Source organism: Saccharothrix sp. (genome assembly GCF_031180885.1).
Taxonomy (GTDB): Bacteria; Actinomycetota; Actinomycetes; order Mycobacteriales; family Pseudonocardiaceae; genus Actinosynnema.
The window spans coordinates 19722-31836 of sequence record NZ_JAPSLK010000035.1; the positions used below are offsets into that span (position 1 = coordinate 19722).

Sequence of the window (12115 nt, forward strand, 5' to 3'; positions counted from 1 at the left end):
ACCATGTCACGCAAGGCGATAACCGGTCTCGTCGCGGCGATGGCCGTCGCGCTCACCGCCTGCACGGGCAACACCGCGCAACCCCCGGCCGGCAGCGGCCAGGGCGGCGCCAAGGTGGCCAACGACGAGCCCGGCGAGAAGGTCGTCATCGGCTTCTCCGCGCCCGCCGCCGACCACGGCTGGATGGCCGCGATCACCAACGCGGCCAAGGCCGAGGCGGGCAAGTACTCCGACGTCGAGCTGCGGGTGGTGGAGGGGACCAACGACGTCAACCTCCAGATCAGCCAGGTGGAGACGTTCATCAACGACAAGGTCGACGCCATCGTGCTGCTGCCGTTCGACGGCGCGGCGCTGACCCCGGTGGCGCTCAAGGCGATGAAGGCCGGCATCCCGGTGATCAACGTCGACCGCGAGTTCGACAGCCCGTTCGCCGCGCGCTCCACCGTGCTGGGCGACAACTACGGCATGGGCGTCTCGGCCGGCACCTACATCTGCGAGAAGCTGAAGGGCAAGACCGGTGCGGTCGTGGCGGAGATCGCCGGCATCGACTCGCTGCCGCTGACCCAGGACCGCAGCAAGGGCTTCGCCGACGCGCTGAGCGAGTGCGGGCTGAAGGTGAACAACCGGGTGGCCGCCGAGTTCACCGTGGAGAGCGGCGAGAAGGCCGCCGCGAACCTGTTGCAGGCCGCGCCGAAGCTGGACGCGGTGTGGAACCACGACGACGACCAGGGCGTCGGCGTGTCCGCGGCGATCAAGAACGCCGGGCGCAGCGAGTTCTTCCTGGTCGGCGGCGCCGGGTCGGCCAACGTGATGCGGGAGATCAAGGCGGACAACGGCCTGCACAAGGCGACCGTGGTGTACCCGTCGACCCAGGGCGCGGACGGCATCCGGCTGGCGCGGCTCGCGGTGCAGGGCAAGGCCCTGGGCGACCTGGTAGAGGTGGAGATCCCGCGGGAAATCCAGCTGTACGCCCCGGTCGTCACCAAGGACAACGTCGACCGCTACCTGCCCGCGGCCTTCGAGTCCTGAGGAGCGCTCACGTGACGGAACTGCGCATCGCGATGATCGGCCACGAGTTCATGGGATCGGCCCACTCCCAGGCGTGGCGCGTGGCACCCCGCTTCTTCGACCTGCCGGTGCGGCCGGTGATGGCCGTGCTGTGCGGCCGCAACCCCGAGCGCACCCGGGCGGCGGCTGCCCGCCTGGGCTGGGAGGAAGCGGTCACCGACTGGAAGACCCTGCTCGACCGGGACGACGTCGATGTCATCGACATCTGCTCGCCCGGCGACACGCACGCCGAGATCGCCGTGGCCGCACTGGACGCCGGCAAGCACGTGATGTGCGAGAAGCCGTTGGCCAACACCGTCGCCGAGGCCGAGGCGATGGCCGCGGCGGCGGAACGGGCCGCCGCGAAGGGCGTGCGGGCGATGGTGGGCTTCAGCTACCGGCGGGTGCCGGCGCTGAGCCTGGCCCGGGACCTGGTGGCGCAAGGCCGATTGGGCCGCATCCACCACGTGCGCGCCCAGTACCTCCAGGACTGGATCGTCGACCCGGCCGCGCCGCTGTCGTGGCGGTTGCAGAAGGACAAGGCGGGCTCCGGCTCGCTGGGCGACATCGGGGCGCACATCGTGGACGCGGCGCAGTTCATCCTGGGCGACACGATCAGCGAGGTCTGCGGCACGCTGGAGACCTTCGTGACCGAACGCCCCCTCGCCGCCGCCCACTCGGGCCTGTCGGGCACCGCCGTGTCCGACGAGACCGGCCCGGTGACGGTCGACGACGCCGCCCTGTTCCTGGCCCGGTTCACCGGGGGCGCGCTGGGGTCGTTCGAGGCCACCCGGTTCGCCAGCGGCCGCAAGAACGCCCTGCGGATCGAGGTCAACGGCTCGACGGGCAGCGTGGCGTTCGACTTCGAGGACATGAACGTCCTGCACTACTTCGACGGCGGCGAGGACTCCGCCACGGCCGGCTTCCGGCGCATCGTGGTGACCGAGCCCGACCACCCGTACGTGGGCGCGTGGTGGCCCGCCGGGCACGTCCTGGGCTACGAGCACTCGTTCACCCACCAGGCCGTGGACTTCGTCCGCGCCGTCGCCGAAGGCACCGACCCGAGCCCGTCGTTCGCCGACGGCCTGCGGCTGCAGCGCGTGCTGGCGGCCGTCGAGGCGAGCGCGGCCTCCCGCACCTGGCACACCGTCTGAGAAGGGGAACCCCGAGATGGCACGTCCGATCACCCTGTTCACCGGCCAGTGGGCGGACCTCCCGTTCGAGGAGGTCGCCCGCCTGGCCGCCGGGTGGGGCTACGACGGCCTGGAGATCGCCTGCTGGGGCGACCACCTCGACCCGTGGCGGGCCGCCGAGGACGACGACTACGTGGCCGACCGGCTCGCGATCCTCGCCAAGCACGACCTGAAGGTGTGGACGATCTCCAACCACCTCACCGGCCAGGCGGTCTGCGACGACCCGATCGACGAGCGCCACAAGGGCATCCTGTCCCCGCGCATCTGGGGCGACGGCGACCCCGAGGGCGTGCGGCAGCGCGCGGCCGAGGAGATGAAGGTGACCGCCCGCGCCGCCGCCCGCCTGGGCGCGGACACCGTGGTCGGCTTCACCGGCTCGTCGATCTGGAAGACGGTCGCGATGTTCCCGCCGGTGCCCGCCTCGATGGTCGACGCGGGTTACCAGGACTTCGCCGACCGCTGGAACCCGATCCTCGACGTGTTCGACGAGGTCGGGGTCCGGTTCGCGCACGAGGTGCACCCGTCCGAGATCGCCTACGACTACTGGACGACGACCCGGACCCTGGAGGCCATCGGCCACCGCCCGGCGTTCGGCCTCAACTGGGACCCGTCCCACTTCGTGTGGCAGGACCTGGACCCGGTGGGCTTCCTGTGGGACTTCCGCGACCGGATCTACCACGTGGATTGCAAGGACGCCCGCCGGCAGGTCGGCGACGGCCGCAACGGCCGGATGGGCTCGCACCTGGCGTGGGGCGACCCGCGCCGGGGCTGGGACTTCGTGTCGACGGGTCGTGGTGACGTGCCGTGGGAGCGGGCGTTCCGGATGCTCAACAGCATCGGCTACCAGGGTCCGATCAGCGTCGAGTGGGAGGACGCCGGCATGGACCGCCTGATCGGTGCCCCTGAGGCGCTGGAGTTCGTCCGCCACAACGCGTTCGACCCGCCCGCCGCGTCGTTCGACGCGGCGTTCTCCACCAGCCAGGACCCCGCGTGACGTCCGAACGCGTCGGCCTGTGGCTCAACGGCGGTCGTGGCTCTGTGGCCACGACCGCCGTCACAGGCCTCCTGGCACTCCGCGCCGGCCTGACCCCTCCCACCGGCTGCGTCACCGAGCTGCTGGACGCACCCCTCCCTCCGTGGGACGCCTTCACCGTCGGCGGCCACGACATCGCCACCACCCCTCTGCTCAAGCGCGCCGAATCCCTGACCCGGGACGGCGTCCTCCCGCCAGGCCTGGTCGAATCCGTGGCCGACGAGTTGGCGGCGGTAGACGCCGAGATCGTCCCCGGCTATCACCCGGGCGCCTTCACGGGCAGCCAACAGGACGCCGCCACCCGCCTGACCGGCGACATCACCGCTTTCCAGGAGCGGCACGGCCTGGCTCGCGTAGTGGTCGTGAACGTGGCCTCCACCGAACCACCGGCCACCGTCACCCACACCACGCTGGAGTCCCTGGAGGAAGCCCTCCGCACACCCGGCCCAGTCCTGCCGCCCAGCTCACTGGTGGCCTACGCCGCGTTCCAGGCCGGCTGCGCCTTCGTCGACTTCACCCCGTCGACCGGCGTAGCCCTACCGGCGTTGGACGAGTTGGCCCGAAGCAAGTCCCTGCCCTACGCCGGAAGGGACGGCAAGACCGGCGAAACCCTCCTCCGCGCCGCCCTGGCCCCGATGTTCACCTCCCGCGCCCTGAAGGTCTTGTCCTGGACCGGGACCAACCTCCTCGGCGGTGGTGACGGCGCGACCTTGTCGAACCCGGAACACGCCAGCAGCAAGTCCATCTCCAAGGCACGTGGCCTGGCAGCGCTCCTGGGTGAGGACGTCACAGCACCACTGCACATCGACTACGTCCCGGACCTGGGTGAGCGCAAGACTTCCTGGGACCACGTGTCCTTCGAAGGCTTTCTGGGCGCACGGATGTCCTTGCAACTGACGTGGAACGGCCTCGACTCCTCCCTGGCCGCACCCCTGGTGCTGGACCTGGCCAGGCTCCTGGCCGCAGCCCACGCCGCCGGCAGGTCAGGCCCCCAGACCGACCTGGCGTTCTTCTTCAAGGACCCGCTCGGCAGCACCGAACACCGCCTGGCCGAACAAGCCCAAGCCCTCCACCGCTGGGCGCGCACCCTGTGAGGTTTCCAGGCCCGCTTCTGGTCAAAGCGGGCCTGGAAACCCGCGATCACACCCGTTGCAGCTGGAAGCGCTGGTTGTTCGCGCCCGTCACGTTCCACTGCGAAATCCGCGCGCCGTCGGCGGTCGAGGCGCTCCAGACGTCCAGCGCCAGGTTGCTGGCCCGGTTGACCAGGCTGATCACACCGCCACCGTGGTCGACCACCCGCCATTGCTGGGCCGCCGAGTTCGCGTCCGGCTGCTGGACGATGTCCGCCCCCGTCGACGTCCCGGTCGCCTGCAACACCAGGCCGCTGTGCCGCGCCCGGACCCGGTAGTAGCCCTCACCCGAGGACAGGAAGTCGAACTGCTGGTTGAGGCCGCTGCCGGCCGTCCACTGGATCAGCAACGCCCCCGCCGCCGTGGACGCGCCGTTGATGTCCGCCGCCTTCCCGCTGTGCACCGCCACCAACCGGTAGTTCACCCCGGGCTCGACCACCGACCCCGAACTCGTCACGGTCACGCGGTAGGTGTGTCCGGCCTGGCCGGGGAAGGTGATGACATCGGTCTCCGGGCGCTGTGGGGTCACCACGGTCCCTGTCGTCGCGTCGGTCAGTTCGAACGTGCCCGTGAACGCCCGCCCCCGAACCTTGACCGTCCCGTCGCGGTCGGCCGCGATCGTGATCTCCGTGGCCCTGCCGGCGCTCCACTTCGCGCCCACCGTGTAACCACCGCGTCCCCGCAGGCCCGTGACGCTCCCCGCCGGCCACGCGGGCGGCAGCGCGGGCAGGATGTGCAATTCGCCGGTGTGGCTGTGCAGCAGCATCTCCGCGATGCCCGAGGTGGCCCCGAAGTTGCCGTCGATCTGGAAGGGCGGGTGCAGGTCGAACATGTTGGGCGCCAACCGGTCCGTCCTGATCAACGCCCTGATCAGCTCGTGCGCCCGCGCCCCCTCCTCCAACCGCGCCCAGTAGTTGATCTTCCACGCCAGCGACCACCCGGTCCCGGCATCGCCGCGTATTTGGAGGGTCCGCCGGGCCGCGTCGAACAGGGCCGGGGTGCCGCGCTTGGTGATCTGGTTGCTCGGGTGCAGCCCGTACAGGTGGGACACGTGCCGGTGGTTGGTCTCCGGCTCCACCCAGTCGTACAGCCACTCCATGATGTTGCCGCGCGACCCGACCTTCATCGGGGCCAATCTCGACGCGGTCGCCCGCACCTGGCTGCGGAAGTCCGCGTCGACCCCGAGCACCTCGCTCGCCCGTGCGCAGCCTTCGAACAGGTCCCGCAGGATCTGCATGTCCATGGTCGGCCCGGCGCACACCGACGCGTTGGTGTGGTGGAGGAGTTCGGGCGAGTTGGACGGGTTGGTGACCAGCACCCGCAGCCTCGGCTCCTCGACCAGCGTGTCCAGGAAGAACCGGGCGGCGCCCTTCATCGCCGGGTAGCGGGCGCGCAGGAAGTTCACGTCCCCGGTGAACAGGTAGTGGTCCCAGATCATGGTGGCCAGCCACGCGCCGCCGGTCTGCCACATGCCCCAGAGCGCCGCGTCGACCACGGACGCGCCGCGCCAGCCGTCGGTGTTGTGGTGCGTGACCCAGCCTCCCGCGCCGTACTGGGCGGAGGCGACCCGGGCGCCGGTCACGGTCAGGTCGTCGATCATCTCGAAGACCGGGTCGTGGCACTCGGAGAGGTTGGTCGTGTTGGCGGGCCAGTAGTTCATCGGCAGGTTGGCGTTGATCGTGTACTTGCTCTCCCACGACGGGGCCATCTGGTCGTTCCAGATGCCCTGGAGGTTCGCGGGCTGGGTGCCCGGCCGGGAGGAGGAGATCAGCAGGTAACGGCCGTACTGGAACAGCAGCGCGGACAACTGCGGGTCGTTCGAGGTGGCGTGCTGGGCGATGCGGGTGTCGGTGGTCAGGTCGGCGGCGGCCGTGCGGCCCAGGTCGATGGTGACCCGGCCGAACAGGCGCTGGTAGTCGGCCACGTGGCGGGAGCGCAGGGTGTCCCAGGCGACGGGCTGGGCGGCGTCGAGGTGCCGGCGCGCGATGCCCTGGTGGTCGCCGTTCACCGTCCGGTAGTCGACGTAGCTGGTGCCGATCGACACCAGCAGGGTCACGCTGTCGGCGTTGGTCACGCGCAGCGAGCCGCTGGTGCTGCTCGTGCTGCCACCGGTCGTCACCGCGCGGACCATGACCGTGAACCGGACCGAGCCCGGGATGCCCCGGTGGTCGCCGGAGACCCCGGTCAACATGATCGTCGTGCCGTCCGGGCTGGACGCGGAGGTGCGCTGGGGCGAGGTGAACGACGCGGTGAACGACACCGAGCCGGCCCGGTCGGCGGTCAGCCGGACCGCGATCACCTGGTCGGGCGCGGAGGCGAACACCTCGCGGCGGTGGCGGACCCCGTTGGCGACGTAGGTGGTGACCGTGGTGGCCGTGTTCAGGTCGAGCCAGCGCTGGTAGCCGGAGACCGTGCCCGGCGCGGGGAAGGCCAGCCGCAGGTCGCCGACGGGCTGGTAGGCGAGTTGGCCGGCCGGGTTGCCCAGCATGGTCCGGTTGATCAGGTCCTGCGCCTGGGTCCACTGGTCGGCGAACACCAGCCGGCGGATCTCGGCCAGCGCGCCCGCGCCCTGCGGGTTGGTGTAGTCGTGCGGCCCGCCCGCCCACAGGGTGTCCTCGTTGAGCTGCAGGCGTTCGGCGTCGGTGCCGCCGAACACCATCGCGCCCAGCCGGCCGTTGCCGATCGGCAGCGCCCGCAGCCAGTCGGTGCCGGCGGGCTCGTCGTACCACAGCGACATGTCGCCGGCCGGGGACGCCGCCTGCGCCGTCGAGGAAAGACCGACGGAGGTCAGGGCGGCGCTGGCCGCGCCGAGCACTATCGCTTGCCTTCGGGAGAGTTCCGTCATTGGATGCTCCACAGTGGATGGTGGGGGAGAGAGGGTCACCTCCGTGCTTCGGCGTCACCCGCCAGCAGGAGGTAGGCGGCGGCGGTCCAGGTGTAGGCCCGGTCGCGCAGGCCCTGGCCGGTGAGGGCGTCGAAGTTCTCGGCGAACCCGGACTTCTCGCACAGCGCTCGGAACCGGGCGCTGACCTCGTCGGCCAGCTCGACCGCCCCGCCCCGGCGCAGGCCGTCCTCGACCAGCACGGTCGACGGCGCCCACACCGGGCCGCGCCAGTAGCCGTCCGCCTCGTACGTGGGGGAGTCGGGCAGTTCGGTGGACAACCCGACCGGGGTCAGGTGCCGGGCGACGCCGGCCGCGACCGTGGCGCGGACCTCGGAGGGCAACTGGTCGCCCAGGACGACCGGCATCAGGTCCAGCAGGCTCGACGTCGAGCGGGGCGCGCCGTCCACCGGTCGGCTGGTGAACGCCGAGCCGTTCCACAGCCGCCGCATCAGCTCGTTCTGCAGCGTGGCGGCCTCGCGGGTCCACCGGGTCGCGGCGGCCGCGTCACCGCCCTCCCACGCCAGCCGCGCCAGCTCGCGCATCTGGAGCACCAGGAAGGCGGACAGGTCGGCGGACTGCACCGCACCCTGCTGGTGGAACACGGTGGCGTTGTCCCAGCCGCTGTCGTTGCCGTGCTCGTAGTGCGGCAGCGGTTCGCCCGGCGCGCGGCGGTGGTCCAGCCAGAACCGGGTCCACGCGGACAGCCGGTGGTAGAGGGCGGCGAGTTCGGCCTGCGGCAGCCCGCCGGGCAGGCGCTCGCGCAGCCGGGCCACCGCCCACCCGTGGACGGGCGGTTTGACAAAGTTGTAGAGGACCTCGGCGTGGGTGATCGAGTCGGGCAGTGCGCCCTCGGCGGTCTGGTGGTCGAACACCACCTGGAGCTGGTCCCAGGCCAGCCGCGGGTCGCCGGCGGCCAGCGCGAGGGCGGTGAAGCAGTGGTCCCAGCTCCACACCTTGTCCATCCAGTGCTTGGACATCAGCACCGCCGGCCGGCCGATGAACCCCGACGGGTCCACCACCGCCGACCACAGCACGTAGCAGGCCAGTTCGGCGGCGGGGGTGCGGTCGCTGCGCCAGGGCGCGATCGCGTCGGTGAAGGCCGCCACCGACCGCCGGGTCGCCGCCACGACGTCGGCGAAGGGCGGGCGGGCCGACACCGCTTCGCGGGCGGTCGTCAGCTCCTCCAGCACCAGTTCCCACGTCCCACCGTCCTCGCCGATCACGATCTCGCGGTCGGCCGTGCCCAGCGCCCACGCGCCGGACCGGTGCGCCTGCCCGGACAGGACGCTGACCCGGTAGCGGTGGCCGGTCTCGTAGGAGGTGAACACGTGCGCGGTGGAGACGGGGTCGAAGAACATGTAGGTCCCGGTGAACGGGGTCAGCGTGGGCTCGGCCGCCGCGATGCACAGCCCCAGCCCTTCACCCCGGATGCGCAGGGCGGACGGCGTCTCGAACGCGGCCTCGACCTTGCCTCCGTCCGCCGACCAGGTCAGCACCGCCGGGTTGGCGGTCACCTCGGCCGGCACCCGGCCGTCGCCGCGCACCGGGACCAGGCGCAGCACCGCGTGCATCCCGTTGCGGTGCGACACCAGGTGCAGGTCGTCGGCGTAGGTGGCGAGCCCGACCACCGGTGACAGGTCCAACCACGAACCCCGGTGGCTGAACGGGATCTCCCGCACCGAGAAGTCGTCCACCGCGCCCCCTTCAGTCCTTGACCGCGCCCGCCGTCACGCCCGCCGCGACGAACCGCTGGGCGAGCACGAGCAGGACGGCGGCCGGCACGGAAGCGACCACGGCGGTCGCCATGATCGCGTTCCACTCCTGGTTGTTGTTGCCGATGTAGCGGTATATCCCCAGCGTCAGCGGCTTGAGCGCGCCGCCGCCGTCGAGCGTCGCGGCGAACAGGAAGTCCGACCACGCCCACAGGAACGCGAACAGCGCCACCGTGACGACCCCGTTGCGGCTCGCCGGCAGCACGACCGACCAGAACGCGCGCACCGGCCCGGCCCCGTCGATCCGGGCCGCTTGCAGCAGTTCGTCGGGCACCGACGACATGAACGCGGTCAGCACCAGCACGGCGAACGGGACCGCGATCGTGGAGTCGGCGAGGATCAAGCCCCACACGGTGTTGGTGATGCCCAGCCGGACGTACACGCTGTAGAAGCCCAGCGCCATGATGATGCCCGGGATCATCTGGGCGACCAGCAGTATGAACGTGAGTGGCGCGCGCCCCGGTGGCCGCAGCTTCGCCAGCGCGTACCCGGCGGGCGCGGCCAGGACCAGCGTCACCGCGACCACGCCCAGCCCGACCAGCAGGCTGGTGCCGAAGTACGGCAGTTGCTCGCGCAGCACGCGGGCGTAGCCGTCGAAGGTGGGCGTGAGCGGGATGAGGTCCGGGGGCGACTTGCGCATCCGGTCGGCCGGGGTGAGGGAGACGGCGACCATCCAGTAGACCGGGAACAGCATCACGGCGGTGAGCAGCAGCCCCACCGCTGTGCGCCACCCTTTGACCGGGCGCCACCCTTTGACCGGGCGCCACCCTTTGACCGGGCGCCACCCTTTGACCGGGCGCCATCCTTTGACCGGGCGCCATCCTTTGACCGGGCGCCATCCTTTGACCGGGTGCCACGACTTCATGCCGCGGCCTCCTGGTGGCGTTGCAGCCGCACGTAGAGCAGGCCGGCGGCCACGGCGAGCAGGACGAGCACGTTGCCCACGGCGGCGCTGGGACCGAAGCGGGGCAGGGCGTTGCCGAAGCCCAGTTCGTAGGACCAGGTGGCGAACGTCGTCGACGAGCCGCTGGGGCCGCCGCGGGTCATGATCCAGATGACGTCGAACACCTTGAGCGTGTAGACCAGCCCCAGCAGCAGCGTCACCGCGGACACCGGCCGCAGCAGCGGGAAGGTGACGTGCCGGAACTTCTGCCACTCGCTCGCGCCGTCCAACGAGGCCGCCTCGTAGACGTGCGGCGGGATGTTCTTCAGGCCGCTGTGCAGCATCACCAGGTTGAACGGGACGCCGATCCAGATGTTGGCCGCGGTCACCGCCACCAGCGACCACTCCGGCGAGGTCAGCCAGGCGATTTTGTCGATCCCGACGACACCCAGGGCCGCGTTGACGATGCCCGCCTCGCTGTTGAGCAGCCACGCCCAGGTGGAGGCGGACACGATCAGCGGCATCAGCCACGGCACCAGGAACAGCGCGCGCAGCGTCGCCGACAACCGGAAGCGGCGGGCGAAGAAGACGGCCAGGGCCAGGCCGATCACGTACTGGAACACCAGTGAGCCGGCGGTGAACAGCACCGTGTTGACCAGCGCGGTGCGGAAGGTCGGATCGGTGAAGACCTGTACGTGGTTGCGCAGTCCTACTAGAGGCGCGCCACCGTGCACAAAGGATCGGACGGTGTGGTCGCGCACGCTCAGGTCGACGTTGGTGAGCAACGGGTAGGCGTAGCAGAGCACGAGGTAGGCCACGAGCGGGAGCAGGAACGCCCAGCCGGCGAGCCGGCGCGAGTGCCGCACGGGTCACTTCGCCGCGGTGGCCGCGGCCTCCGCCAGCGCCTCGCGCGGCGACTTCGCGCCGGTCAGCGCCGCTTGGACGGCCGTCCAGAGGGGTTGGGAGATGCGCGGGTACCTGGTGCCCAGGCCGTCGCCGGTACGGCCCTTGGCGGCCTGCACCGCGTCCACCCAGACGCGCAGGCCGGGGTTTTGGGCGACCTGCTTGTCCCGGACGGAGGGGACGGCGGAGACGTAGGTCAGGGCGGTGTCGGTGGCCAGCAGGTTGTCCGGGCTGATCAGGCAGGAGGCGACCTTGGTGGCCGTGGCCGTGTCGCCTTCGCGCTGGGTGGGGACGGTGACGAACTCGCCGCCGGTCGGGGCGGGCGCGACCCCGCCGCGGCGGCCCGGGATCGCCAGCACGCCGACCTCGAAGCCGGTCTTGGCGGCGTTGGCCATGTTCCAGGTGCCGTTCTCGGCGAAGGCGTACTCGCCGGTGGCGAACTCCTGCCAGCTGACGACCTGGGTGTTGTTGATGGCGGTGTTGGGTGCGTAACCCTTGTCCAGCCACGACTTCCACAGGCTCAGGGCGGCTTCGGCCTCGGGCGAGGCGAGGTTGGTCAGGTTGGCGCCGGCGCCCCAGAACCAGGGCAGGAACTGGAAGGTGCCCTCCTCGGTGCCGATCGCGGCGAACGTGATGCCCTTGCGGCCGGCGGCGGTGACCTTGGCCAGGGCGGCGTCCAGGGAGTCCCAGTCGGTGATCGACGCCGGGTCCACGCCGGCGGAGGTCAGGACGGACTTGTTGTAGTACAGGCCCAAGGTGTTCGCGCCGAGCGGCACGCCGTAGGTCTGCCCACCGGTCTGGGCCGCCGCGACCAGGTTCGGGGCGGCGGCGGACGCGTCCAGCCCGCTGTCCTGATTGGACTTGAGCACGCCCGCCTCGGCCAGCGTGGACACCACCGGGTTGTCCACCACCAGGACCTCCGGCGCCGCGCCCTGCTGGGCCGCGAGCAGCACCTTCCCGGTGAGGTCGCTGGTGTCGTACGACTGCCGCACGACCTTCACGCCGGCCTGCTCACCGCACCGGTCGATCACCTTGGCCCACTCCGAACTCGCGTCGAAGTGCGGGTAGGGGTCCCACAGCTCGAACGTCCCGGCGTCCCCGGACGGCCCGGAACACCCGGCCACGACGAGCCCCGCCGCGGCCAGCGCCACGGCCAGCCGGGTGGTCGGCTTGGCCGTCGGCCTGATGGTCGGCGGGGCGGTGGGTGTGCGGTGCATTGCGGAGTCCCCTTCCGGTCGAACCGGTTCGATCCGCGCGGTGTTACGCCAAC

The 12115-nt window shown here is 71.2% G+C and carries 9 protein-coding genes; 4 read left to right on the top strand and 5 right to left on the bottom strand.

Features of this window, described 5'->3' with window-relative positions; all coding sequences use genetic code 11:
• Window positions 1-3 precede the first annotated feature (3 nt).
• From RIN75_RS29860 to RIN75_RS29875, 4 genes are read left to right on the top strand one after another with little or no spacing between them, the layout of a single operon-like run.
• Window positions 4-1029, top strand: a complete 1026-nt coding sequence (locus tag RIN75_RS29860) for a substrate-binding domain-containing protein (RefSeq protein WP_309115375.1) — start codon at window positions 4-6, stop codon at window positions 1027-1029.
• Between the two features lie 32 nt (window positions 1030-1061).
• Window positions 1062-2201, top strand: a complete 1140-nt coding sequence (locus tag RIN75_RS29865) for a Gfo/Idh/MocA family oxidoreductase (protein ID WP_309115413.1) — start codon at window positions 1062-1064, stop codon at window positions 2199-2201.
• A 16-nt stretch (window positions 2202-2217) separates the two neighbouring features.
• Complete coding sequence (locus RIN75_RS29870; protein ID WP_309115376.1) at window positions 2218-3234, top strand: sugar phosphate isomerase/epimerase family protein; 1017 nt, start codon at window positions 2218-2220, stop codon at window positions 3232-3234.
• On the top strand, window positions 3231-4367 hold the full coding sequence (locus tag RIN75_RS29875; RefSeq protein ID WP_309115377.1) for an inositol-3-phosphate synthase: 1137 nt from the start codon (window positions 3231-3233) through the stop codon (window positions 4365-4367). The genes RIN75_RS29870 and RIN75_RS29875 overlap by 4 nt, the downstream gene beginning before the upstream one ends.
• Before the next feature lie 46 nt (window positions 4368-4413).
• On the opposite strand, the gene RIN75_RS29880 is transcribed toward RIN75_RS29875, so the two are convergent.
• The 5 genes from RIN75_RS29880 to RIN75_RS29900 form a co-directional block, all read right to left on the bottom strand.
• On the bottom strand, window positions 4414-7248 hold the full coding sequence (locus tag RIN75_RS29880) for a glycoside hydrolase N-terminal domain-containing protein (RefSeq protein WP_309115378.1): 2835 nt from the start codon (window positions 7246-7248) through the stop codon (window positions 4414-4416).
• A 35-nt stretch (window positions 7249-7283) separates the two neighbouring features.
• Window positions 7284-8981: a trehalase family glycosidase gene (locus RIN75_RS29885; RefSeq protein WP_309115379.1), complete on the bottom strand. Its 1698-nt coding sequence runs from the start codon at window positions 8979-8981 to the stop codon at window positions 7284-7286.
• A 10-nt stretch (window positions 8982-8991) separates the two neighbouring features.
• Entirely contained in the window at window positions 8992-9753 is a 762-nt protein-coding gene (locus tag RIN75_RS29890) for a carbohydrate ABC transporter permease (RefSeq protein ID WP_309115414.1), read from the bottom strand.
• Between the two features lie 167 nt (window positions 9754-9920).
• Window positions 9921-10808, bottom strand: a complete 888-nt coding sequence (locus tag RIN75_RS29895; protein WP_309115380.1) for a sugar ABC transporter permease — start codon at window positions 10806-10808, stop codon at window positions 9921-9923.
• A gap of 3 nt (window positions 10809-10811) precedes the next feature.
• Window positions 10812-12062, bottom strand: a complete 1251-nt coding sequence (locus tag RIN75_RS29900) for an extracellular solute-binding protein (RefSeq protein WP_309115381.1) — start codon at window positions 12060-12062, stop codon at window positions 10812-10814.
• Between the last annotated feature and the right edge of the window lie 53 nt (window positions 12063-12115).

Excerpts from the sequence above, each read along its gene's own strand:
- RIN75_RS29870 (WP_309115376.1), top strand. The coding sequence starts at position 2,218 with ATGGCACGTCCGATCACCCTGTTCACCGGCCAGTGGGCGGACCTCCCG.
- RIN75_RS29860 (WP_309115375.1), top strand. The coding sequence starts at position 4 with ATGTCACGCAAGGCGATAACCGGTCTCGTCGCGGCGATGGCCGTCGCG.
- RIN75_RS29900 (WP_309115381.1), bottom strand. The coding sequence starts at position 12,062 with ATGCACCGCACACCCACCGCCCCGCCGACCATCAGGCCGACGGCCAAG.
- RIN75_RS29865 (WP_309115413.1), top strand. The coding sequence starts at position 1,062 with ATGATCGGCCACGAGTTCATGGGATCGGCCCACTCCCAGGCGTGGCGC.
- RIN75_RS29890 (WP_309115414.1), bottom strand. The coding sequence starts at position 9,753 with ATGCTGTTCCCGGTCTACTGGATGGTCGCCGTCTCCCTCACCCCGGCC.
- RIN75_RS29880 (WP_309115378.1), bottom strand. The coding sequence starts at position 7,248 with ATGACGGAACTCTCCCGAAGGCAAGCGATAGTGCTCGGCGCGGCCAGC.